At 66.2% G+C, this 23,013-nt stretch carries 16 protein-coding genes and 3 rRNA genes; 2 read left to right on the plus strand and 17 right to left on the minus strand.

From position 1 onward, the window contains the following. Nucleotides 1-172 precede the first annotated feature (172 nt). Nucleotides 173-2,206 carry a TonB-dependent receptor family protein gene (locus GTP41_RS26325; protein ID WP_161028563.1) on the plus strand — a complete coding sequence of 678 codons (2,034 nt, stop codon included), beginning with the start codon at nucleotides 173-175 and terminating at the stop codon, nucleotides 2,204-2,206. Here GTP41_RS26325 and GTP41_RS26330 read toward each other — a convergent pair. The 9 genes from GTP41_RS26330 to GTP41_RS26370 all read right to left on the minus strand — a co-directional run bounded on the left by GTP41_RS26330 (nucleotide 2,203) and on the right by GTP41_RS26370 (nucleotide 14,805). Next, nucleotides 2,203-2,955 carry a DUF2135 domain-containing protein gene (locus tag GTP41_RS26330; RefSeq protein ID WP_161028564.1) on the minus strand — a complete coding sequence of 251 codons (753 nt, stop codon included), beginning with the start codon at nucleotides 2,953-2,955 and terminating at the stop codon, nucleotides 2,203-2,205. The two genes, GTP41_RS26325 and GTP41_RS26330, sit on opposite strands and share 4 nt — an antisense overlap. Before the next feature lie 4 nt (nucleotides 2,956-2,959). Continuing rightward, nucleotides 2,960-3,727, minus strand: a complete 768-nt coding sequence (locus tag GTP41_RS26335; RefSeq protein WP_161028576.1) for a YfaP family protein — start codon at nucleotides 3,725-3,727, stop codon at nucleotides 2,960-2,962. 20 nt (nucleotides 3,728-3,747) lie between these two features. After that, complete coding sequence (locus tag GTP41_RS26340) at nucleotides 3,748-5,445, minus strand: DUF2300 domain-containing protein (protein WP_161028565.1); 1,698 nt, start codon at nucleotides 5,443-5,445, stop codon at nucleotides 3,748-3,750. Then, nucleotides 5,446-10,047 carry an alpha-2-macroglobulin family protein gene (locus GTP41_RS26345; RefSeq protein ID WP_371867431.1) on the minus strand — a complete coding sequence of 1,534 codons (4,602 nt, stop codon included), beginning with the start codon at nucleotides 10,045-10,047 and terminating at the stop codon, nucleotides 5,446-5,448. Next, nucleotides 9,984-10,652 carry a DUF1175 domain-containing protein gene (locus GTP41_RS26350; RefSeq protein WP_229503098.1) on the minus strand — a complete coding sequence of 223 codons (669 nt, stop codon included), beginning with the start codon at nucleotides 10,650-10,652 and terminating at the stop codon, nucleotides 9,984-9,986. The genes GTP41_RS26345 and GTP41_RS26350 overlap by 64 nt, the downstream gene beginning before the upstream one ends. Further along, a complete protein-coding gene (locus GTP41_RS26355; protein ID WP_161028568.1) occupies nucleotides 10,649-12,232 on the minus strand; it encodes a DUF2138 family protein in 1,584 nt (527 codons plus the stop codon). The genes GTP41_RS26350 and GTP41_RS26355 overlap by 4 nt, the downstream gene beginning before the upstream one ends. Nucleotides 12,233-12,299: 67 nt before the next feature. Beyond that, complete coding sequence (gene rtcA, locus GTP41_RS26360) at nucleotides 12,300-13,334, minus strand: RNA 3'-terminal phosphate cyclase (protein WP_161028569.1); 1,035 nt, start codon at nucleotides 13,332-13,334, stop codon at nucleotides 12,300-12,302. A gap of 12 nt (nucleotides 13,335-13,346) precedes the next feature. Continuing rightward, a complete protein-coding gene (locus tag GTP41_RS26365) occupies nucleotides 13,347-14,573 on the minus strand; it encodes an RtcB family protein (RefSeq protein WP_161028577.1) in 1,227 nt (408 codons plus the stop codon). A gap of 22 nt (nucleotides 14,574-14,595) precedes the next feature. Next, entirely contained in the window at nucleotides 14,596-14,805 is a 210-nt protein-coding gene (locus GTP41_RS26370; RefSeq protein WP_161028570.1) for a hypothetical protein, read from the minus strand. A gap of 135 nt (nucleotides 14,806-14,940) precedes the next feature. Between GTP41_RS26370 and rtcR the strand changes: the two genes are divergently transcribed. After that, entirely contained in the window at nucleotides 14,941-16,545 is a 1,605-nt protein-coding gene (gene rtcR / locus GTP41_RS26375; protein ID WP_161028571.1) for an RNA repair transcriptional activator RtcR, read from the plus strand. Nucleotides 16,546-16,549: 4 nt separating this feature from the next. On the opposite strand, the gene GTP41_RS26380 is transcribed toward rtcR, so the two are convergent. From GTP41_RS26380 to GTP41_RS26415, 8 genes are all read right to left on the minus strand, one after another. Continuing rightward, nucleotides 16,550-18,556, minus strand: a complete 2,007-nt coding sequence (locus GTP41_RS26380; protein WP_161028572.1) for an esterase-like activity of phytase family protein — start codon at nucleotides 18,554-18,556, stop codon at nucleotides 16,550-16,552. A gap of 51 nt (nucleotides 18,557-18,607) precedes the next feature. After that, a complete protein-coding gene (locus tag GTP41_RS26385; protein ID WP_161028573.1) occupies nucleotides 18,608-20,149 on the minus strand; it encodes an ABC transporter permease in 1,542 nt (513 codons plus the stop codon). 1 nt (nucleotide 20,150) lies between these two features. Next, a complete protein-coding gene (locus tag GTP41_RS26390; RefSeq protein WP_202419897.1) occupies nucleotides 20,151-21,068 on the minus strand; it encodes an ABC transporter ATP-binding protein in 918 nt (305 codons plus the stop codon). Next, nucleotides 21,065-21,709, minus strand: a complete 645-nt coding sequence (locus GTP41_RS26395) for a hypothetical protein (RefSeq protein WP_161028574.1) — start codon at nucleotides 21,707-21,709, stop codon at nucleotides 21,065-21,067. The genes GTP41_RS26390 and GTP41_RS26395 overlap by 4 nt, the downstream gene beginning before the upstream one ends. A gap of 75 nt (nucleotides 21,710-21,784) precedes the next feature. Then, complete coding sequence (locus GTP41_RS26400; RefSeq protein ID WP_161028575.1) at nucleotides 21,785-22,492, minus strand: autoinducer binding domain-containing protein; 708 nt, start codon at nucleotides 22,490-22,492, stop codon at nucleotides 21,785-21,787. A gap of 66 nt (nucleotides 22,493-22,558) precedes the next feature. After that, nucleotides 22,559-22,671: ribosomal RNA gene (rrf, locus tag GTP41_RS26405) — 5S ribosomal RNA — on the minus strand. Between the two features lie 46 nt (nucleotides 22,672-22,717). After that, nucleotides 22,718-22,830: ribosomal RNA gene (rrf, locus tag GTP41_RS26410) — 5S ribosomal RNA — on the minus strand. An 84-nt stretch (nucleotides 22,831-22,914) separates the two neighbouring features. Beyond that, nucleotides 22,915-23,013 (minus strand): 23S ribosomal RNA (locus tag GTP41_RS26415); the annotation flags it as partial.

Here is a 23,013-nt window from a genome sequence, read left to right on the forward strand (position 1 = left end):
AAGCGTTGTGTTCGTCAGCAGCAGAGAGGCGAGATTATGCGGTACAGCGTGCAACTCGTCAACCCCTTCTTTTTCTCGCTTCACTCTGCAGTTTTGTCTGCGGTGCGTTGCGAGGGACAGAACTATAGCAAACGGATCACGACTCCGCAAGGGGAGATGTATAGTCTCGCCCATGCCATACATTCCACTACCTGAACCATTGCCTGTTGTCGTGGTCAGCGCGACGCGTATTGAGCGCGCCAGCTTCGACGTTCCTGCCGCTATAGATGTGCTGGATGCGGAGCGTATCCGCGACGGCCAGCTACGCGTCAATGCTTCCGAGGCGCTGGCCGCCGTGCCCGGCCTGGTGGCGCAGAATCGCCAGAACTACGCACAGGACTTGCAAATCTCTTCGCGCGGATTCGGCGCGCGCTCCGCCTTCGGGGTGCGCGGCGTCAAACTGATTGCCGACGGCATCCCGGCCAGCATGCCGGATGGCCAGGGCCAGGCCGCAACCTTCAACCTGGATATGGCCGAGCGCATTGAAGTGCTGCGCGGCCCCTTCTCTGCTCTATATGGCAACCACTCGGGCGGTGTGGTCCAGCTCTTCACGCGCGAAGGCAAGGGGCGTCCAACGTTTGAGACCAGCGCCAGCGCCGGCAGCGACGGCCTGTATAAGTTCGATCTCGCGGCGCAGGGTGAATCAGCGGGGATCAGCTATGCGCTGGATGGCTCCCGCTTCCACACCGACGGCTATCGCGACCACAGCGCGGCCACGCGCGACCAGGCCCACGCCAAGCTGGCAATGCGCACGGCAGGCGGCGGCAAGCTTACGCTGGTGGCCAGCGGCTTGCGCCAGAAGGACACGCAGGACCCGCTCGGCGTGAGCTGGGCCACCTGGCTGCGCGATCCGCGCGCGGGGGAGACCGATGCGGCGGATACCGTAACGCCCAAGCGTACGCTGGCCGAGCGTTACAACACGCGCAAGAGCATCGATCACCAGCAAGCCGGGGCTACCTGGTTGCAGCCGCTTGGCGGCGACGCCAGCTTGCTTCTCACCGCCTACGCCGGCAACCGCCAGGTAATCCAGTACCAGTCTTTCTCGCGCGCCTTCCAGGCGCCGGCCACCCACTCGGGCGGCGTGGTGGACTTCGACCGCGACTTCCATGGCGGCGAAGCGCGTTGGCAGCGCATCCTCCCCCTGGCGGGCGGCAAGCTGACGGCGACGGCAGGCGTTGAATATGCGCGCTCCACGGATGACCGCAAGGGCTATGAGAATTTCGATGGCGCGGCGCTTGGCGTCAAAGGCAAATTGCGGCGCGACGAAGATGATGCGGTGACGAGTGTGGATCCCTACGCGCAGGCCGAATGGCAGGGCGAGCGCTGGCAGCTGACGGCGGGCTTGCGCCATAGCCGCATGCGCGTGTCGGTGGCCGACCGCTTTACCGCCAATGGGAACGATAGCGGCAAGCTGCGCTTCAGCCAGACCACGCCGCTCGCCGCGGTGTTGTATCGCGTGACGCCAGCGCTGAACGTCTATGCCAGCGCGGCGCGCGGCTTTGAGGCGCCGACCCTGAATGAACTGTTCTACTCCTCAGGCGGCGCGGGCTTTAATTTCGGCCTGCGGCCGGCGCGCAGCAAGCATGCGGAAGCGGGCGTCAAGGCTGTCCTTGCGCCGGGTGTGCGCGTGGACGCGGCGCTGTTCGATGTGCGCACGCGCGATGAACTGGTGGTCGACACCTCGGCCGGCGGCCGCACCAGCTACCGCAACGCGGGACGCACGCAACGCAAGGGGGCGGAGTTGTCGCTGGACGCGGCACTCGGGGCGGGCTTCAGCACGCGGGTGGCGCTGACATCGCTGCGCGCCACTTATGAAAGCGGCGCGCGCCTGCCGGGCGTGCCGCGCGCGAACGCCTTCGGCGAGCTGGCCTGGCGTGAAAGCGCGGGCCGCTGGGGCGCGGCGCTGGAAGCAGTCGCCAGCGGCAAGGTGTATGCGGAGGATAGCAACACCGAGCGCGCGGCGCCCGGCTATGGGGTGCTAAACCTGCGCCTGACGGCGGCGCAGGAGCTGGGCGGGTGGCAATTGAAGGAATTCGCGCGCTTGAACAACCTGGCCGATAAGCAGTACATCGGCTCCGTCATCGTGGGCGATGCCAACAAGCGCTATTACGAGGGCGCGCCGGGCCGCAACTGGGCAGCGGGCGTCAGCGCGCAGTACAGGTTTTAAGGATAGACGAAGGACTTCACCAGCGTCAGTTCGCCCGCCGCGCGCAGCGGAACCTGGAAGGTTTGCTGCCGTTCGCTCGGCGTGTTTTCGTTGCTGATGATGGAGACGGTCGCCAGGGTAATGACCTGCTGCTCCGAATTGCCGCCGTAGTAATTCACATAGACGTGGTAATTGCCCTTGGCCGGCGCTGGGCTGGAATAGATTTCCGGGCCATAGCCGGTGGTCACGTCCACATCCAGGCCGCTGCCGTCGGGCAGGATGCGGTTGCCGTACCAGGAGTGGCCGCCGGTTGGGGTGACCACATGCAGGTCGACGTCGGTGCCGGGGCTGTCCCACGACAACACCACGCGCAGGCGCGAGCGGGTCTTGCCGCTGTAGCCGTCATAGAACTGCGTGCGGGCGCGGCTCCGGCCATCCGGCGCGCGCACTTCGACGCTGTTGGAACCGGCACCGAAGCTGTAGGGGCGCGCAAAGCTGCCGTCTTCCTGCAGCTGGATCGGCATGGCGACGCCGTTCACGATCAGCTTACCGGGCTTAGATTTGTCGGCGGCGGCGATCCTGCCCCGGATTTGCGCGGTCTCGCCCTGCCCCCGCTGCATATTGACCGAGGACGCAGGGTAGTTGACCTCCTGGCTGTACTGCTCGACGCTGCCGGCGGAATTGCGCCAGCCGCTCTTGGGCGACTCAATGCTCACCTGGGCCAGGGCGCAGGCGGGAAGCAGCAACAGCGGTAGGCAGGATTTCTTCATGTGCTCAATAGACAAAGGATTTAACTAAGGTCAGGTCGCCGATTTTGCGCAGCGGGACCACGAAGTCCTGCCGCTTCTCGCTCGGCGTGTTTTCATTGAAGACCAGGGTGATGCGGGTGGTGATGATGGGCCGCTGGCGCGTGGCTTCGTCGAAGTGGTAGCCGGAGCCGCCGAAATTGCCCCAGTAATTCACCCACACCTGATAGGTGCCGCGCAGGGGCGAGGCCATGGTGAACATCTCCGGTCCCGGCCCGTCGACGCTGTCGGCATCCAGCCCGCCGCCGTTGGTCAGGAAGGGATGACCAAAAAAGGCGTGCTGGCCGTCGGGGGTAATGATGTGCAGGTCGATCTCGGCCTGGTTGTCGTCCCACGCGCCGATGATGCGCAGGCGCGGTTGCGGGCGGCTGCGGTCGGCTTCATAGAATTGCATGCGCTTGAGCGATTTGCCGTCCGGCCCGCGCACTTCGACGCTGTTGGAGCCGGAACCGAAGGCGTAGCCGCGCGCATAGCGGCCGTCGTCGTCGGTGTACAGGGGCGTCGGGTTGCCGTTCACCACCAGCTGGTGGAAGGGGCGCTTGGTGCTGGCTTTGGCCAGCTGGCCGCGGATCATGGTGCGGTTTCGCTGCGCGCCGCGGTCGATCAGCGAATAGGGGTAGCTGACGGCCAGCTCGCCCGACTTGTCGGTGGTGCCGGCGCGGTTCCAGCCGCCGACCGGGCCGTCCAGGGTCTTGTCCTGCGCCAGTAGCGGCGCGGCGCACAGCGCCAGCAGCATTGCGGTAGCGGTTTTAATCTTCACAGTGCCTCCAGTGACAGGTCGTTCAGGCGCCGTGCCAGACGCTCAACGTAGTCTTCGTCCTGGCCGCGCGGGTGGCGGCGCAGGCCGATGTGCAGGTATTCATGGGCCAGCGTGATGCGGTCTTCGCGGGTGGCGAGCGGGCGCATGAAAATACGGTTGCGCGATTGTTCGGAGTACGGCGCGCCGACCGCCAGCGCGCACACTTGCGGGCGCTGGGACGGCGCTTCGTAGCCCTCTTCGCGGCGCAGCAGGCGCTCCCAGCGCGGCAGGGCGTAAGCCAGCCATTCTTCATTTTTCACCAGGCGCTTGCAGGTGGTGCCGGTGTTGCCCGCCGTGGCCAGGGCGCTGCCGGGATAGGCGGCGGCCAGGATGGCGTCGAAGCTCAGGCCGGCGCGCGCTTGCGCCAGGGCCTGGCTCCAGGCCATGGTGTTGGCGCCCGGTTTGTCGCGATGGTATTGCACCGTGGTCCCATCCAGCACCAACTGGTCGGTCCAGCGCGCGGCGGCCAGCGCGGCTTCGCTGGCCGGACTGGCGCTGACGCGCTGGGTGGCGCTGCTGTCGGCGATGTGCTGGCACGATTCGGCGCGCCGCGCGTTTTGCTGCAGGTAGCTGCGCGCGGCAATGGCGAAGGCGCGCGCGGCTTGCGGCTCGGTGGCGCTGGCTTCGCGGTCGATCACGCGCGCCACGTATTCATTGACGCCAAGGCGGCCGCGCACTTGCAGCTTGCCGCCTGGGCCGCTGACCAGCGCCAGCTCGCCGTTGCTGCGGATCGGCAGGCTCTGGCCGTTCTGGAATTGCACCACGTAGCGCCCGTTCAGCGGACCCGGTGCGGCCAGGCCTTCGCTGGAACGTACCGCGCGCAGCGGGTAGCGCGTGAAATAGTCGACCACCACGCAGCCGCTGTCTTCCGCCGATTGCGCGGGCGGCAAGGCGCCGGCGATTTGCCGCCCCCATTTCTGGAAGATGCCGCTGCTGCTGTCGCTGCCGCCGAACCAGAGCGGCGTGCCGTCGGCCAGCCAGCCGGCGGCGCCGCCCAGCCTTTCCTGCGGGCGCTTGGCCTGGTGCCAGGAATAAGTCTTGACGCGCAGCTGGCTGCCGAACCAGCGCACGCTACCGGCGCCGCGCCCGTCAAGCACGACGCGCAGCAGCGCGGCTTCCGCGTCGGCACGGCTGGCGGCGGGCACGCTGGCCAGCACGCGCAGCAGGCTTTCCAGCGTTACCAGGCGCGCCGGCTCCAGCCGTGCCGGATCGGCCAGCCAGGCGAACTGGCCGGCGGGCGCGCTGCCCAGGCGACGCGTCCAGTATTCCTGCCATGGCCGCTGGGCGATGCCGAGGCGCGCCGGGGCGAAGAACGGTCCGCAGGATTGCGCCAGCGCCGCGTCGCGGCCCACGCTGGCGCCGGCGTCGCAGCAATACACCTCTTCCTGCTTGCCGCCGCCGCAGTGGTAGTCGGGCGTGGGCAGCTTGTTATCGACCGCGTACACATAGACCAGCAGCTTCCACAGGCTGCCGAGCGGAATCTCCGCGGCGGCGGCCAGCGGCTGGCCGGGGGTGGTGCTGCCCTGCTGCAGGCGCAGCGATTGCACTTTGCCGTCACGCCACCACGCCAGGTCGAGCGAGCTCGCCGCCGCCACCGGGGCGAGGCAAGCCAGCAGCAACGCTGGCAGGCATGATGGGCGTGGCAGCAAGGACATTTACTCGACCTTCAGTGCGCGCAGGGTTTTGCCGCCGCCTTCGAAGGCCTTTTGCTCCGGCTGGTACATGCGGTGGAAGCGCGTCGGCGGCAGGGTATAGCTGCCCTTCTGGCCGAAGCGCAGCAGGTGGCGCACCACCACTTCACCGTTCAGCGGTTCGATCGGCACGGCATAGCCATCGCGGCGCTCGACGTGGCGCGCGCGTTCCAGCGCCACCGGCGTGTCGCCGGCCAGCACCATGCCCCAGGTGCTGGCTTCCACCATGGCGCCCGGCGGCAGCGCCACTTCCAGCAGGCCGAACCGGTGGCTGCCGGCGCCCGGCTTGAGCTTGATCTCGTCCATATACAGTTCGTCGGTGCGCAGCGCTTCACCCGGCTTGACCAGCTCCATGGTGTAGCCCTTGTCGCCCTGCTTCATGCGCAGGATGCGGCGCTCGATGGCGACGTCCAGCGCATGCGCTTCGGTCGCGCGGCTGTCGTACTGCACCACCGCGACGGTACCGGCCGGTACCGCCTGCGCCACGCGCAGCTGCTCCGGCAGCGCCTTGGCATCGCTCCAGCGCCAGACCGGCTGGCCGCTGCGGCTGTCCACTTTCTGCCAGGCGCCATCCAACGCTGCCACCGGCGGCTTGGCGGATGGCGAACCGCCCAGCTTCTTCTGCACCCACACCAGCGTCAGCGCGCGGTCCAGGGTCGGCATGTCGGAGCGCACGGCGGACAACACGGCATCGGCCTGCGCCACCGGCACTTCACCGGCCAGCATCAGCAAGGCTTGCGCCACCGGCGCCGACGCTTCGCGCAGCGTCTTCCACGCTTGCGGCAGCTGCTTTTGCAGCGGCTCCGGCAGAGCGACGCCATTCTGCGCGGCGACCACCGACACCAGGCCGACTGCCATGGAGCGGGTCACGCTGTCCTGGCCGTCCGCCAGCAGCACGCTGCTGGCGGGGCCCTGACGGCGCGGGGCGGCGCCGACATCCAGCGCGGCGGCATCGTTGACCAGGCCTTCCGCCAGGGTCTTGGTCGGCAGGCCCATTTCACGCATCATCCACAGGCCCATGGCGCGCTCCAGCAGGCTGCCCTTGTTGCCATGTTCGGTGTAGACGTTGAGCAGGTTGTTCCAGTGCTCCGGCGGCAGGTCCAGGCGCAGCGCACGCGAGGCGTACCAGTCGGCGAAGTAGGCGTAGGAAGTCATCAACGCGTCGCCCTGCGTTGCCGGGCCCCACCAGCTGAACACCGCGTTCGGGCCGGCCATGGAGACCAGGCGCAGGCGCTGCGCCTGCATGATCGCCAGCAGGCGTTCGCGCACCGCGCCGGCATCCGGCGGCAGCGACTGGATGGCCAGCGCCAGCGGCACCAGGCGGCTGGCGGTCTGCTCCACGCAGCCGTAGGGGTACTCGATCAGGTCGTCGGCAATGCGGGCGAAGTGCCCGGCGGCGCCATGCGCGAATGAGACGCGGATGTTGCGCGCGTCCGCCGGCAGTTTAAGCGCGCCTTCGGCACCGCCCTGCGCGCCCGCCGCCAGCGCCACGTTCATGCTGCGCGGGCTGCTCCAGGCCACCGGCTGCTCCTGCACTTTGGTGTCGAGCGCGTCCACCAGCTTGCCGCCCTGCTTGACCTCCAGGCGCAGCGTGCCGTTGCTGGCCGCCAGCGGGAACTCCACGTAGTTGATGCCCGGCTTGGCCGACAGCTTTTCGACCTTTGCCTGCGGGCCGCCGCTCAACGCGACTTCCAGCGCCTGGGTGGCGCTGGTCTGGTTGAACACCGCGACCGACGCGCGCGGCGCATCGCCGCTGCGCAGCCAGTCCGGCGACGTCCACTTGGCGTAGAACTGCTTATCCGAGCGCAGGTAGCCGGTGCGCTGGCCGACGCGGCCCTGGGCATCCATGGCGCGGCCGGTGATGCGCCAGCGCGTCAGCGCGTCCGGCATGGTGAAGGTGACGCGCGCCTGGCCGTTGGCGTCGGTCTTCAGCGACGGCGCCCAGAAGGCGGTGTCGATATTGTCGCGGCGCGGGCGTTCCAGCACTTTCACACCGCGTTCGTTGTAGTTATGGCGCGCCGGCACATTCTCGCGGCGGCCCTGCGCCATGTCGTAGCTGATGAAGGACAGGCTGGCCGTGGTGCGCACGTTGTTGCGGCGCGGATGGTAGAAGAAGTCTGCGATATCCGGCGCGATTTCCGGCTGCAGCACGTAGATCATTTCATCCACCACTCCCAGCGCCACCAGGGTGGAGAGCGGTTTTCCGTCCAGCTGCGCGGTCACGTCCAGCGTCACCTTCTCGCCCGGCTGGTAGACCTCCTTGTCGGTCTTGAAGCTGAGCGCGATGCGCGGCTCGATCACCTGCAGGCCGGCATTCTGGAACACGAAGTCGCCCTTGCGCGTGTACGCCACCGAGAAGGTCACGTTGGGGCCGTGCTCCTCCTTGACCGGGATGCGCACGCGCCACTGGTTTTTCGCCACGCGCCTGGCCTGGTACCAGCCGGCGCCGCCGTCCAGCAGGCCGTGCTGCTCCACTTTGTCGCGCTCCATGGTCAGCAAGGCCTGATCCACCGGGTCGGAGAAGGTCACCAGCGCCTCGGCCGTTTCGCCCGGGCGGTAGCGCGCGCGGTCAAACACGATTTCGATGCTGCCCGGCGCCGCCTGCAGGCCCTCGCCGCTGACCCAGTGGCTGGCCGCCGCCAGCAGGTTGCCGCGCTCGTCGCGCAGCATCAGCTGGTAAGAGCCTGGCTTGTCAAACTTGACGTCCCAGGTCTTGGCGGCCGGGTCGAATGCGCCCGAGCTCTTTTCCTGCTTTTCCAACTGCACCATTTCCCAGCGCACCGGGCGCGCGGCGCCCTGGCCGTCCGCCACCAGGTCAAAGCGCACCGGCTGGCCCGGATCGGAGAAGGAGCGCGCCGCCTTCAGCTGGTAGCTGCTGGTGGAACGCTCGATCATCAGTTCGCGCGTGGCCTTGACGCGGTAGGCTGCGCCGTCCGTCGCCAGGATGGTCAGCACGTAGCGCGACGGGTCGGCTGCCGCCGGCAGCTTGAAGGAATAGTCGCCGTTGCGGTCGGTCTCCGCTTCCTCGCTCTTCAACTGCACCGGGAACAGGCCGCTGTAACGCAGCTCGCCTTCCACCATGGTGTTCTGCTGCCCGCGCAGGGACAGCGACAGCTTGGCATTCTTCACCGGCTTGCCGTCCGGGTAGCGCAGCGCAATGGTGCCGCTCACTTCCTCGCCGGTCTTGAATTCCGGCTTGGCTGGCTGGACGCTGATTTCAAAGTGCGGCTTCACGTACTCCGCCACACGGAAGGCGGCGCCATACAGCCCGTCCTTATAGCTGAAGCGCAGCTCGTAGCCGCCCGCAGTGGCCTGCTCCGGCAGGCGGAAGCGCGTTTCGCTGCCGGTTTCGCCGCTCAGTTGCAGGGTTTGCGCCAGCACCGGGGTGCCGTTCGGGTCGTACACGGTGAGGCCGATCGGCGCGGCGGCTGCCGCTTGCGACAGGCGCGCCGACTTGAATTCACGGCCCAGGAATTTGACGTTCACCTCGTCGCCCGGACGGTACAGCGGGCGGTCGGTCACGGCATAGATCTTGGTGTTGTAGATTTCGCTGTCGTAGTAGAAGTTCTCCGACACGAACACGCCGCCGCTGCGGTCTTCGCCGATCACATAGGTGTGCTCAGGGCTGCTGCGCTCCATGGCAACCACGCCGTCGTCGCCGGTCTTGCCGGATTGGAGCACGCCGGTGCCGTCGGTCCACAGCACATTGGCCCCGCCCACGGCGGCGCTGTTATCGCGCCGCGCCGCCCACACCAGCATCTGGCCGGAGGAGACCTTGGTCACCGCCATGGTGTCGGAGACGAACACCAGGGTGGTGGCGCGGTGCTCGCCGATGATGGCTTCCACCAGGTACAGGCCCGGCTTGCGCTTGCCGACCGGGATCATGATATTGCCGCTGTTGGGCGTTATGAACTCGCTGCTCGAGCCGGCCATCTTCACGTCCTTCGGCGGCTGCACCGATTTGGCGTGCCAGATCGGATAGCGGAAGCTGTCCACCATCTCGAAGCCCTTGATCGGCTTGTACTGCGGATGGTTGGCGAACACGGTCGGCCGTCGCATGGCCTCGCCGTTGGTGGCCAGCTTGGGCTGGGCCTCGGTCACGGCGCTGCGCGCGTCGGCCGAGAAGATGCGGCGCCAGGCCAGGCGCGACTGCTTCCACCAGCTGTCCCACAGGTAGCTCAGGGCGTTGGCCAGGCCTTCACCCTGGTAATTGCCTTCCACCTGGATGCGGTGCAGGTTGCGCTGCTTCTTGAGGAATTCCAGCGGCTGCGGCACGCGGTAGACCACGATATCCGCGCCCGAGTATGCCTCCAGCTGCGCGCGGCCGAAGTCGCGCCCCGGCACTTCCAGCCGCACGCGCGCTTCATCGGTGCTGCCGTAGCTGCTGTCCGACAGCAGGAAGAACGGCTCGCCCTTGAACGGCGTGTAGCCGCTGGACGGCGCCTCCTGCGCCTCGGCGCCGGCCAGCAGCGACAGCGCCAGGACGCTGGCCAGGCACAGCTTCAGGACAGAAAAGACAGCCGGAACACGCCGGCGAAATTCGGATTGTTGGACGCTGGTTGCCACCGCGTGTCCTTCCATTTCGTTAGTTGTTGAATATCGACGGTGCGCAGACCGTTATCGGTTGGGGTGACGGTGCCCGTGTGGTAAGCGATATGCGCCCCCATCCACACCATCAAATGCTGTTCGTCGCCCTGGTCGTAAAACAGCAGGTCGCCGGGCAGCGCCTGGCTGATTTCGCGCGCCACAAAGCGGCTGTTGTGCTGCACCAGCGCCAGCGCCGTGACGAAGTGCCCGACCTGGCCCTCGCCCTGCACCCAGCGGTTGCGCAGGGCAGCCTGCTGCGGCGTGAGGTTCAATTCGGGCGGCAGGCGGCGGTCGCTGGCGATGCCGTTGGCGCGCATCCACTTGGCGTCGTGCACGGTCAGCGCTTCGTTGACGGCAAAGCGCACCAGTCCGGCGCAGTCGCGATGCTGCCAGCGCGGCGACGGGCCGCGTTCGACCTGGGCGCTGATAATGCGCAGCATCCAGGCCTGGAAGGCGCGCGACTGCTCCTGCGACAGGCGTGGCTGGCTGTCCGGCGCGGCATTCAGCGCCAGCGCAGGCCGTCCGCCCAGCGCCGCCAGGGCAGCGCCGCCGGCCAGCAGCCGCAATGCGCCGCGCCGCTTCATTTGCCCGCAGCCTGCCATTCCAGCGGCTGCCAGGAAACGCCCTGGCGCGGCACCGATTTGAGTACCATGCGGTAAGGCGGATACTTCTTCAGCGCCTGCAGGCGCGGCACCAGGTGGGCGTCGACCGCGCCGCGCAGCACGGGTTCGCGCTGGCTTGGCAGGGTCTTGAAGCTTTCTTCCTCGATCAGCTTGGCCAGCGCGGCCGGCGCGATCAGGCCCACGGTGTGCTTCGCGTCCGGCAGCAGGTCGGATGCGGCGGGGCGCTCCTTGCGCTTGACCGCCAGCACCTGGTTGACCAGGGCTTTGTCGGCCGAGAACACCACGGTGTTGCCGCTGATGGCCAGGGTGGGCGCGGTGCCGCCTTGCGCGGTCTTCACGCTGCTGCTCCACTGCACCTCGCCCTTCTTGCCCTGCTGCGTTTTCGCATCCTTGCTGTCGCGGATGGCGGCCTGGAACAGGCTGGCGAACAGCGCCTCGTTGCCGCCGGCGCGGTTGGCCACGAACACCGGCGTATGCAGGCGCGAATTGCCATACCAGCAGGCGGCGGCGGGGCCGCTCAGCTCCGTCGCCAGCGGCAGCACCGGCTGGCTGGTCTTGCCGCCGATGTTTTCCAGCACCGGCTGCATGCTGGCCCAGTCCACCGGCAGCGTGAAGCAGGCGCTCGGGTTGTGCGGCAGCGCGGCCCACAAGGCGGCGCTGTCATAGCCGGACTTGGGCAGCTTGGCCGCGTCCAGCAGCACCTGCGAGCGCCAGGCACCCTTGCTGAAATCGAAGCGCAGCGCCTCCAGGCCGGCGAAGAAGGGCTGGTAGCCGAACGACAGGAAGTCGGCCTTGACGGCGATGCTGTGGCCGTCCTGCGCTGTTTTCTCGAGATGGAACTGCGGGTGGAAGACCTTTTGCTGCGCGGGGTCGGCCATCAACAACTTGGTCACCGTGCTTTGCGCGGTATCGTCGCTGATCTTACGCTCGGCGTTGTACAGCATGCCCGGGTGCGACAGGATCACCATGCGTTTGCCGTGCGCGGCGAACAGCATGGTGCGTTTGTAGGCGTATTCCAGCGCGTACACGGTCACCTTCTCGCCGTCCACGCGCAGGTCGCCGGCCACGGTCAGCTGGCTGTCCTTGAGCGCCACCTTGCCCGCCTCCGCCAGCAAGCCCGCCAGCTTGCCGCGCGAAACGGCGATCATGTAGTGCTTCAGCGAGCCGTCGGCATCGCGCCACAGCGCCACTTCCGCCGGTTCATCCAGCACAGTGCGGATCAATTGGTCACCCCAGCCCAGCTCATGCTCGTAGGCGATGCGGCGCAGGCTGCCCTTCAGGCCCAGGCGGTCTTCCGTCTGCTCGTAGTAGAACAGGAAGTCCTCGCGCAGCACATCGCGCGCCAGCGGCACGGTCAGCAGGTCGCGCGGCAGGCTGGAAAGGCTTTTGGTGACGACCAGCGCATCCGGCTTGGACAGGTCGAGCTTCAAGCTGTTGATGGGGCCATTCATGGCGCCCCAGCCGAAGGCACGGTAGGCGACCAGGGCGCCCGCGCCGACAGCGACCACCGCTGCGACCTTGGCCAACGTCTTTTTATTCATGGCGGAATCCGGCGTAGTTATATTTAATACAACGAGGCCAAATTTTGCCATGTAGCAAGTAGCTTGGCTAGCGAATTTCGCAATCGTGCGCGCGTACCTCGCACGTGCTGGCATGCGCGCCTTGGCTGAACGTGATCGCCACCGGCAGGAAGCGGCCAATCACTTCGGCATTGGTGCGGGTGTGCTGGGACACCACGTCCAGCGTGAAGCTGCCGCCGCCGGCCAGGGCCATCGGCACCAGCAACTGGTCGGCGAGATGTTCGCTGACCGCCGCGCCGGAGGCGATATAGCGGCGCGCCTGGGCCACGGCGTCGCGCGCCACCTCTTCCGCGCGCCGTGCTTTCTCGCCGAAGGCCACGAACACTTCCGTCACATGCTCGTGCTCCAGCGTGAGCAGCAAGGCATTGCCGGGGCCCCAGCTGTCCGGCAGGGCATGGAAGCGCAGCTGCTCGCCGGACCAGCCCATGGCGCTGGCCACGCAATCGAGCTCGCGCTTGGCCACGCCGGCCGGCACCGCCGCCACCAAGCTTTCCGCATACGCCGCGCGCCGTTCGCCGCGTTCGACCAGCGCCAGCTGGCACCAGCCCTGCAAAGGCTGGACGGCGGCGCGCATGATGCCGCCGCCGGCCGGATAGAAGCCGGCGCGTTCCATCTCGAATGCCACCTGCGCGCCCATGGACGCCAGGGCCCGGCCGTATGCGCGCTGCAGGAATTCGGCCGGCGGCGCCTTGGAGTTGTGGGTGCCGCCGCTGACGCGCACGGTCGAGGGCGCCGGCGCATACAGCAGGGCCGGCACCACCGTCTGCAGCACCAGCGTCGAACTGCCCGCCGTGCCGATCTGGAAGTCATACTCGCCCGCCTTGATCGCGCCCGGGTGGAACTCCAGCTCGCACGAACCCAGCTCCGCGCCTTTGACGCGCGCGCCGCACACTTCCGCCGCCGCCTTGACCGACGCCAGGTGCTGCCGCATCAGGCCAGGCTTGGGGCGCCTGGCGCGGATATTGGCAACCCGGAACGGCTGTCCGGTAATCATGGAAAGCGTCAGCGCGGTGCGCAGCACCTGGCCGCCGCCCTCCCCTTGGGAACCATCGATCTCAATCATGCCTATCCTTGCTTATCCTTTCACGCACACGACCTGCTTCAAGGTGTGCACGACTTCCACCAGTTCTTCCTGCGCCTTCATCACCGCATCGATGTCCTTGTAAGCCATCGGGATTTCGTCGATCACGCCGGCATCCTTGCGGCACTCCACGCCCTCGGTCGCCCTCACATGGTCGTCCAGCGAGAAGCGGCGCTTGGCCTCGTTGCGGCTCATGGTACGGCCCGCACCGTGGCTGCAGCTGTTGAAGCTCTCCGGATTGCCCTTGCCGCGCACGATGAAGCTCTTGGCCCCCATCGAACCCGGAATGATCCCCAGTTCGCCAGCGCGGGCCGATACCGCGCCTTTACGCGTCACCAGCACATCCTTGCCGAAGTGGCGCTCCTGCTGCACATAGTTGTGGTGGCAGTTCACCGCCTCCACGTGGGTCTGGAACGGCTTGGTGATCACGGTGCGCACCGAAGCGATCAGGTTCTGCATCATCACTTCGCGGTTCATGCGCGCGAACTTCTGCGCCCAACCCACCGCCTCCACGTAGTCGTTGTAGTGCTGGGTGCCCTCTTCCAGGTAGGCCAGGTCCTTGTCCGGCAGGTTGGCGATGTGGGTCCGCATATCCTTCTGCGCCAGTTCGATGAAGTGGGAGCCGATGGCATTCCCTACCCCGCGCGAGCCGGAGTGCAGCATGAACCACACCGCACCCTCTTCATCCAGGCACACTTCCACAAAGTGGTTGCCAGAGCCCAGCGTGCCAAGGTGGCGGTAGTTGTTGGTGTTCTTCAGCTTTGGCGTCTTCTGGCAGATGACGTCGAATTCATCCTTCAACTGCGCCCACGCGGCATCCACCGGGGTTGGCGGGTTCTCCCAGGAGCCGCGGTCGCGGCCACGGAACTTGGGGGTCAGACCGTGCGGGATCGCCTTCTCGATCGCGCTGCGCAGCGGCCCCAGGTTATCCGGCAGGTCGCGCGCATTCAGCGTGGTCTTGGCCGCCATCATGCCGCAGCCGATATCCACGCCGACCGCCGCCGGGATGATCGCGCCCAGCGTCGGGATCACGCTGCCGATGGTCGAGCCCTTGCCCAGGTGGACGTCCGGCATCACCGCAATGTGCTTGTAAATGAAAGGCATCCTGGCGGTGTTGGCCAACTGCTGGCGTGCTTCCTGCTCCACCGGCACGCCCTTGGTCCACATCTTCACCGGGCTGCCGCCCGGCACGTCCATCACTTCGAATTCTTTATCGTTCATCATAAGTCTCATCTTCTGTTATTCACTCTGCGCCGACAAGGACGGAGACCACGCCATTCCAAACCGTGCGGCCCTTGCCCGCGACGGGCTCGCTGTGCCAGCTGACGGTGGTGTGGCGACGGCTGCTCGAAATATTCATCGCCGCGTTCACGCCGCCATAACTACGCTTCACTGGTTTCTTGCCGACTGCGCCGGCGCTGATAGTCCAGGCCCTGGTTTGAGATACCGCCATTTTGATCTCCTTTCGTCTTTGCGTATCCCATCTATTGCAAAGGGTGTGCCAGCTTGCTAAGTCATTGATAAATAAGAATATCGAAAAATAGTGCCCTGTGATAAATTATCCGTAAAGATAAATTTCTATCCAACAATGAAAAAGAAGATTGTGATCCTCGGCTTCCTCGGCACCCAGCTCGACGGCGGCCCGCGCACCAGCGCACGCTGGGAGAAATGGCGTCCCAGCATCTCCCTGCTGCAGCACGAAGATTTGCTGGTCGATCGCTTCGAACTCCTGGCCAGCGCCCATCACGAAACCCTGGCGCGCCAGGTCGAAGAGGACATGCAGGCCGTATCGCCCGAAACCACCGTGCAGCGCCACATCCTGCCCGTCAGCGACTGGTGGGATTTCGAGGACGTGTACAGCCGCCTGTTCGACTTCGCCCGCAGCTACCCCTTCGATACAGAGAAGGAGGAGTACTGGGTACACATCACCACCGGCACCCACGTGGCGCAGATTTGCCTGTTCCTGATGACGGAAGCGCGCTATTTCCCGGGGCGCCTGCTGCAAACGGCGCCGCCGCGCCGCGTGGCGCCGGGCAAACCCGGCGACTATGCGCTGATCGACCTGGACCTGTCGCGCTACGACCAGATCGCGCAGCGCTTCTCCAATGCGCAGCGCGAGGGCGTGGAATTCCTCAAATCCGGCATCGCCACGCGCAACGCGCACTTCAACCTGATGATCGACGAGATCGAACATGTGGCGGCGCGCTCAAAGGCGCCGATGCTGCTCATGGGGCCGACCGGGGCCGGCAAGTCCTTCCTGGCGCGGCGCATCTATGAACTGAAAAAGGCGCGCCACCAGGTCGAAGGTCCCTTCGTGGAGATCAATTGCGCCACCTTGCATGGCGACGGCGCCGGCTCCACCCTGTTCGGTCACGTGAAGGGCGCCTTCACAGGTGCGGCGGCGGATCGGCCCGGCCTGCTGCGCACGGCGCACAAGGGCCTGCTGTTCCTGGACGAAATCGGCGAACTGGGGCTGGATGAACAAGCCATGCTGCTCAAGGCGGTGGAGGAGAAGCGCTTCCTGCCGATGGGCGGCGATCACGAAGTGCGCAGCGACTTCCAGCTGATCGCGGGCACCAACCGCGACCTGGCGCGCGAGGTGGCTGCGGGCCGCTTCCGCGAAGACCTGTTCGCGCGCATCAATCTGTGGACTTATTCCCTGCCCGGACTGGGCGACCGGCCGGAAGACATTGAGCCGAACCTGGATTACATGCTGGCCCAGTACGGCGCGGAAAACGGCGCCATGGTGCGTTTCAATACCGAGGCGCGCCAGCAGTACATGCGCTTCGCGGCCTCGCCGGACGCGCCGTGGAACGGCAATTTCCGCGACCTGTCGGCCTCCGTCACCCGCATGGCGACGCTGGCCGACGCCGGCCGCATCACCGCGCCGATCGTGGCGGCGGAAGTGGCGCGCCTGCAGCGCCAGTGGCGCCCGCTGGCGCAAGGCGCACCGCCGGCATCCGGTGGCGCGGCGCTGGCGCAGCTAATGGGAGAGGAGGAGTTGGAGCAGCTTGACTTGTTCGACCGCATGCAGCTGGAGTCGGTGATCGCCGTTTGCCGCCGGTCCAAATCGCTGTCCGACGCGGGCCGCAAGCTGTTCGCGGCATCGCGGCTTGGCAAAGCCAAGCCGAACGATGCCGACCGCCTGAAGAAATTCCTGGCCCGCTTTGGCCTGGAGTGGGAGCAGCTATAAGGACTTAGTAGCTGGTCAGGGCCTTCGTGAACTTGATCAGCCACAGGCGGCTCGGGCGTTCACGGTCGTCGCCGCGCGCCACGCGGATGCTGTTGGCGGCATTGCAGCCTGCGGCGTTGCTGGTGATGATGACGCCCGCTGCATCCACATTGCACTTGGTGACGTCCGCATCGGCCACCGCCTCGCCGGCCGGGGTGTAGATCTTGGTCTTGAGGCCGAAGTCGTTGTCGTTCACCAGGGCCAGCGTGTTGCCATCGACAATGGTCAGGCCTTCCGCCTTTTCCGCCAGCCAGCCGATGGCGTTCAGGTCCAGCAACTGGGTCTTCTTCAAGGCCACCACTTTGGTCCAGTCCGCGCCATTCACCGCTGCCGCGCCCATCGAGCTTTTTTCCAGGTCGGACGTGGTCGGGTTGAACGCCGCGCCGCTAATGTCGGTGGCGCCGGCCAGTTCGACCAGCATCAGCTTGTTGAAGACCTTGCCGCCTGGGGCAGCGCCCTGCTCGATCACGATGAATTTGCCGTTGCCCAGTGCGACCATGTCGCCCAGCTTGGCGTTGCCGGTGCGGCCGTCCGCATAATCGGCGCCGTTCAGCGGGTAAGCGAACATGCGGCCGGTAGCGCCGGTGACCGGATCAAATTCGATCCAGCGCGTGAAGCGGGCGAAACGCTCAACCTGCTCGTTCTTGCCGGATACCGAATACGGCGTGCTGCCGTCGGACAGGGGGCTTTGCAGGAAGCCGTGCAGCTTGTCGGTCGCGGTGTCGAGCGCCATGCCTTCCATGCCGCGATTGGCGCGGCGCTTGGCGAAGATGGCCGGCAGGCCGCTGCCCGGCGCGTAACGCGACTGGATCACGCCGGTGGCGGCGTCGATCTTCACGATGAACGGGCCGTATTCGTCCGACACCCACAGCGCGTTGCGCTTCTTGTCGAAGGCGACGGACTCGGTGTCCAGGCCATTGGCGCTGAACACCGCTTTGCCGTTCGCGTCATACTTCATCGCGTCGAACACCGGCACCTCGGCCGAGTTGCCCAGCGTACCGGCAGGGATCGCCAGGCCCGAGCTGTTGACGCCCGCCGCCACCTTGATCGGCATGCTGGACGAGAGCACCGCGCCGGCTTTGCCGACAGTGATGATGCCGACCGCCGGCGCGAAGCCCGGTGCCGGGAAAATCTTGGCGCCCATGGTGCCGGTGCCGTTCGGGTTCGGCACATTCGGGCCGTCGCCGTTCGGGCCGCGGTCGGTCAGGCCGTAGAATTCCAGGTCGCCGTTTGCGGCGACACCCTTGAATGCCAGCGCGGAGCCGTAGGATGGCAGGAAGCCCAGCGGGAATTCGGCCTTCACTTTGGCGTTGCTGCCTTCATAGGGAATGTAGAAGCTATTGGCGGCCTGGATCTGGTAGCGCGTCACGCTGACGCTGGCCGCAGCCTGGGTGAAGTTCTCCACCGCCGGGGTGCCGACCTTCGACGCCAGGGTATCTTCGAAATGTTCGCGCACCAGCATGCGGCGCTCGTCGTCGATGCCGCGCGCGCCGTAGGCGGCGCCGGCGGCAGCCAGATTGGCCGCCATGGATTTATTGAAGTCCGCAGCGGCGGCGTTGAAATCGGCGCTCTTGCCGGCCAGCGCGGCCTTCACGTCGGCGGCAATCTTGATGCCGTTGGACGGATCGTTGTCCTCGTCCAGCAATTGCAAGGCCAGCAGGCGGTTGACCACCTTGGCATCCTTCACGTCCGCCACGCCGGCCAGTTGCAGCGGCGTGATGGTGGCGGCGCAGGCCGCGCTGCCCAGGGCGATGCCGCCCACGCTGAAGGCGACCGTCTCGCCTTCCTTGCAGTTGAACTCCCCCTTGGCGCCGGTGCTGGCCTTGGCCGCCGTGCCCGCAACATAGTCCGCGCCCTCCACCGCGCCGTCGATAAAGACGCCGCTCACGCTCGGCTTGACGGCTTCAGGATTATTGCTGCCACCGCAGGCGGCAAGAGCAAGGGCAAGGGGAAGCAGGGACAGGGATTTCATGCGGGCCTCGAATTTGAAAAAGGCCCAGCATAATCAGGCGGCGTGACAAGCCTATGACACGGTGCGCGCCACCAGGCGTGGCCAGCCCAGGCAAACCAGCAAGGCGGCGCACGGAAGCAGCGCCAGGTGCACCTGCAGCACCCACATTGGCGCAGCCGCCACCGCCAGCAAAGGATTCCCCTGCAAGCCGAGGTAGGCCAGCACGAAGATCGCCAGCTCCGCCGTGCGCGCGGTGCGGGTGGCAACCGCCAACAGCAAGGCCCAGGTGGCGAGCGACAGGTTGACCGACAGCGTTGCCGCCGCAACGGCCGGCGCCTCGGCGGCAAAGCGCAGCAATGCCGGCAAAGTGGCAACGGTGAGCAAGAGCGCCGCTGACACCCAACGCGCCAGCAGCACGCGCCGCACGGCATGGGGTGCGGAGAACAGCAGCGGGCCCGCGCCGCTGTCGGCTTCGCGCATGGCCGGTGTCGCGGCGACCTGCGCCATCAGGACCCAGGTTGCCAGCAAGGCGTACCCGGCCTGGAGCGGCGGCCCGACGACAACTTGCATGACCATTGCGGCCGCCATGGCGAGCCACCACCACAGGCTGCGCCCATGCAGCGCCAGGCGCAGTTCGGCCTCCAGCAGCACGCCGGAGCGGGTGCGCGCCAGCAGCGCCGACAGCGCGCGCGGCATGCCCGGTTGCCAGCGCGGCGCCGCTGCTGCTGCGGAACAATTACGCGCGGAGCCGAAGCGGTCGAGCAAAGGCGCCGCCAGCATGACGCCCAACACAGGCAGCGCCAACCAGGCCAGGCGGCCCAGCACCTGCAGCGCCGGCATGCTCCATGGCGCCCAGTCAAAAGTGCCCAGTTCGCGCGCCCCCAGCATGCACACACCGCAGCCGCTCAAAGGCTGCATCAACTGGCCCGCCAGGCGTTCCTGCACCAGCTGCTGGAAAATCGTTATGCCATACGGGTCGCTGATCCAGCCCTGCAGCGGCACTGTGCTGAAGCTGCGCACCATCGAGATCGGGATGGCGATCCATAGCATGAAGTAAGCGAAATTGCCCAGGGTGCGGCGCAGCGGCGGCAGCACATCGAACCAGATCGCGAACATGGCCGTCATGGCGATGGTCGGCACGCCGATCAGCAGCATCGGCCCCGCCATGGCGCCCAGGCGCAGCACGCTGTCTTCGGCACGCCATAGCTGCGCGCACATTCCGATCAGCAGCTGCACGCCCAGCACCGCCAGCAGCACAGCGAAGTTGCCGCACCATTTGGCGGCCAGGTAGTTGCCGCGCCTGAGCGGCGTTGCCTCAACCAGCTCCCACACGCGGGTATCAAAATCGCGCGCCAGGCTGCCGCGCACCAGGTAGAAGCCCACCAGCGAGGTCCATATCGACAGCATGGCCAGCACCATGCCGATCCACGCGCTGGAGTACAGGCCCCGGTGGTGGCCATTAATTCCCAGCACGATGTAGTTCGCGCTGGCGGATGGGAAGCACAGCCAGGCCAGGCCGGCGCTGGCGGCCAGCGTCAACCAGAAGCGGCGCGAGCGTGTGCGTTCGCGCCAGTCCGTGAGGACAATGGCGAGGAAAGCATGAAGGCTTTGCATGTCAGGCCTCGTGCGCCAGGGCGACCATATAGGCCTCCTCCAGCCCGGGCAGCGCCGGCACGGCGTCGCCATGCGGCTGCTGCTCCGACACCACGCGCAGCTGGATGCAGTCGGCGCGGCGCAGCGCGTTGCACACGCGGTAGCTGGCGCGCACGCCCTCCAGCGCGTGTTCCGGCACGGTCCAGTCCCACACTTTGCCGATGGCCGCGCGCAGCAGCTCCTGCGGAGAGCCCGCAAAGCGCAGCCGGCCCTTCTGCATCACGACCAGGTCGGTGGCGATCGCCTCGACATCGGAAACGATGTGGGTGGACAGCATGATCAGGCGCTTGCCCGCCAGCTCGGTCAACAGGTTGCGGAAGCGCTGGCGCTCCCCGGGGTCGAGGCCAACCGTCGGTTCGTCGACTATCAGCAGCGCCGGATCGTTGAGCAGCGCCTGGGCGATGCCGACGCGCTGGCGCATGCCGCCGGAAAAGCTGCCGATCGGGCGGTCGCGCCCCGCCACCAGTCCCACCATTTCAATGCATTCGTCCACGCGGCTGGCGATCGACGCATGCGGCAGCCCCTTCACCGCCGCCAGGTAACGCAGGAACTCGCGCGCGGTCTGGGCCGGATAGACGCCGAACTCCTGCGGCAAGTAGCCCAGCTCATGGCGCAGCGCTTCCGGTTCACGTGCAATATCGCGTCCGCGCCACAGGATGCTGCCTTGCGTCGGCCGGTTCAGGGTGGCGAGCATGCGCATCAGGGTCGATTTGCCAGCACCGTTCGGGCCGAGCAAGCCGACGATGCCGGCGCCAAGCCGCAAGGACAAGCCGGCCAACGCCTGCCGTCCGCCGGGATAGGCGAAACTCACGTCGGATAATGCCAGCATGGCTTGCCGTGCTCCCGGGCCGGCCTGTGGCGCGGAGTGCGGCGCCGTCATTGCGCGCCTCCCTGCGGCAGGGAAGCGTAGCTGGCGGGGTCGATGCGGTGCCCGCCGCGCTTGGGCTGCAAGTTGCCATCCAGCTCAGCGCCCGCCGGGTCGAAGTGGCCGCGCACATAGCGCGCTGCACAGGCTTTGAAATCAGGCGCGCTGCCCTTGCACAGCACCTTCTCGAGCACCAGCAGACCATCGGCATCGCTGCGCGCCGCCACCAGGTCGCCCGTGGCGCCAAACAATTCGCCGGCTTTCGAGACAAAGCCCACCGCCCCCACATCGGCCAGGCGCACCGCCGCCGGGCGCTCAAGCTTGACCAGGCCGGCCATGCCAAAGGTCTCGATGCTGGTCAAGCCGCCCATGCGCGCCGCAAAGTCGTCGGCGTTGCCGCCTCGGGCATAGGCTTGATGTAGCGCGCGCAGCTGCGCCCCGTCCAGCGCATTCATGGCGCCCACATCGCCCACCACCAGCACGCCCGGCGCAGCCACCCGCGCCCACTCCTTTGCCAGTTGCTCAAGCTGCGGCGCCGCCGTTTCATAGCGCGGCGTGGCGCCCTCGCCGACAAGAAAACGAAGGCCATTGCCGGTAGTTGTCGAGCAGGCGCTGAGAGCCAGCGCAATGGCCGGCCAGATGTACTTGGTCTGCATGAAGTCCCCTTGTTTTAGTGGCCGCATTAAACCGTGCGGACAAGGGGAGAAGCTAGCTGTCAGACCTGACAGTAGTCAGATCAGGCGCAGCATGGCAGCCTTGATAGTGCAGGCAGTCTTGTTCACTGCACCCAATTTATCCATGCAATTATTGATATGAAAGTTCACCGTACGCTCAGAAACGCCAAGGATGTCTCCGATTTCGCGAGAAGTCTTGCCGTCAGCAGTCCAGCGCAGCACATCGCATTCGCGCTCGGTCAGCTGCGGCAGTTGCTGCAGTTGTGGCGCCAGCACGCGCGCCGCATTCTCGTGCACCGCGTGCACCAGCCATTGCATGCGCAAGCCCTTGGCCTGCAGTTCATCGCCGGAGATCTCGTCTCCCGAGCGGGCCAGCGTCAGCATGCCGACCGCGCCGTTGCCATTCACGGCTGCCTGCGCCCAACCCACATGCAGGCCGTGACCCTGAGCGTCTTCCCACAGGTGGCGTGCCGACGCGAACAAATTCTCCGACCACTGCACCGGCACGGTGGAGCGCATGGCGTGGGCCACGGTGGGGTCGACAGCCAGGTAAGACTGCTCCGCATAGCGTTGCTGCCACTGCTGCGGATAGTTATTGATCATCAGCGTTTGCGGACGCGAAAGGGGTAGAGGCATGCGGATGCCGTAAGCGAAGAAATCATAACCCAGGCTGCGCGCCGCACCGCTTGCCGTGGCCAGCAAACTATCCGCGTCCGAGGTGGAGGAGAGCGCTTGCGCAATCGATTGCTGCCAGTCTGTTGTCATAGCAAGAACGATAGCACAAAAGCAAAAAGGCCCGCTAGCTAGCGGGCCTTCAGGCGTTGTTACTTAGTCTGACGATAACCTACTTTCACACTGGTTGCAGCACTATCATCGGCGCAAAGTCGTTTCACGGTCCTGTTCGGGATGGGAAGGGGTGGGACCGACTTGCTATGGTCATCAGACTGACCGGTACATGGCTCGCGCGGGGCGCGTCACCAGGAAATACTAGCTTGACGATAACCTACTTTCACACTGGTTGCAGCACTATCATCGGCGCAAAATCGTTTCACGGTCCTGTTCGGGATGGGAAGGGGTGGGACCGATTTGCTATGGTCATCAAGCATTAACTTGGAACAATCTGGGAAGAAGTAAAGTTGGGTAGTGTTCTCAAACACGGGTAAATGCTATATAACCGGCAAGGTTATAGGGACAAGCCGTACGGGCAATTAGTATCAGTTAGCTTAATGCATTACTGCACTTCCACACCTGACCTATCAACGTCCTGGTCTCGAACGACCCTTCAA

Source organism: Pseudoduganella guangdongensis, assembly GCF_009857475.1.
Lineage (GTDB): Bacteria > Pseudomonadota > Gammaproteobacteria > Burkholderiales > Burkholderiaceae_D > Rugamonas > Rugamonas guangdongensis.

Bases quoted from the DNA above. Each gene is read 5' to 3' on its own strand.
- GTP41_RS26330 (WP_161028564.1), bottom strand. From the start codon at position 2,955: ATGAAGAAATCCTGCCTACCGCTGTTGCTGCTTCCCGCCTGCGCCCTG.
- rtcA (WP_161028569.1), bottom strand. From the start codon at position 13,334: ATGATTGAGATCGATGGTTCCCAAGGGGAGGGCGGCGGCCAGGTGCTG.
- GTP41_RS26340 (WP_161028565.1), bottom strand. From the start codon at position 5,445: ATGTCCTTGCTGCCACGCCCATCATGCCTGCCAGCGTTGCTGCTGGCT.
- GTP41_RS26350 (WP_229503098.1), bottom strand. From the start codon at position 10,652: ATGAAGCGGCGCGGCGCATTGCGGCTGCTGGCCGGCGGCGCTGCCCTG.
- GTP41_RS26385 (WP_161028573.1), bottom strand. From the start codon at position 20,149: ATGCAAAGCCTTCATGCTTTCCTCGCCATTGTCCTCACGGACTGGCGC.
- GTP41_RS26390 (WP_202419897.1), bottom strand. From the start codon at position 21,068: ATGACGGCGCCGCACTCCGCGCCACAGGCCGGCCCGGGAGCACGGCAA.
- GTP41_RS26335 (WP_161028576.1), bottom strand. From the start codon at position 3,727: ATGCTGCTGGCGCTGTGCGCCGCGCCGCTACTGGCGCAGGACAAGACC.
- GTP41_RS26395 (WP_161028574.1), bottom strand. From the start codon at position 21,709: ATGCAGACCAAGTACATCTGGCCGGCCATTGCGCTGGCTCTCAGCGCC.
- GTP41_RS26380 (WP_161028572.1), bottom strand. From the start codon at position 18,556: ATGAAATCCCTGTCCCTGCTTCCCCTTGCCCTTGCTCTTGCCGCCTGC.
- GTP41_RS26370 (WP_161028570.1), bottom strand. From the start codon at position 14,805: ATGGCGGTATCTCAAACCAGGGCCTGGACTATCAGCGCCGGCGCAGTC.
- GTP41_RS26365 (WP_161028577.1), bottom strand. From the start codon at position 14,573: ATGAACGATAAAGAATTCGAAGTGATGGACGTGCCGGGCGGCAGCCCG.
- rtcR (WP_161028571.1), top strand. From the start codon at position 14,941: ATGAAAAAGAAGATTGTGATCCTCGGCTTCCTCGGCACCCAGCTCGAC.
- GTP41_RS26400 (WP_161028575.1), bottom strand. From the start codon at position 22,492: ATGACAACAGACTGGCAGCAATCGATTGCGCAAGCGCTCTCCTCCACC.
- GTP41_RS26325 (WP_161028563.1), top strand. From the start codon at position 173: ATGCCATACATTCCACTACCTGAACCATTGCCTGTTGTCGTGGTCAGC.
- GTP41_RS26355 (WP_161028568.1), bottom strand. From the start codon at position 12,232: ATGAATAAAAAGACGTTGGCCAAGGTCGCAGCGGTGGTCGCTGTCGGC.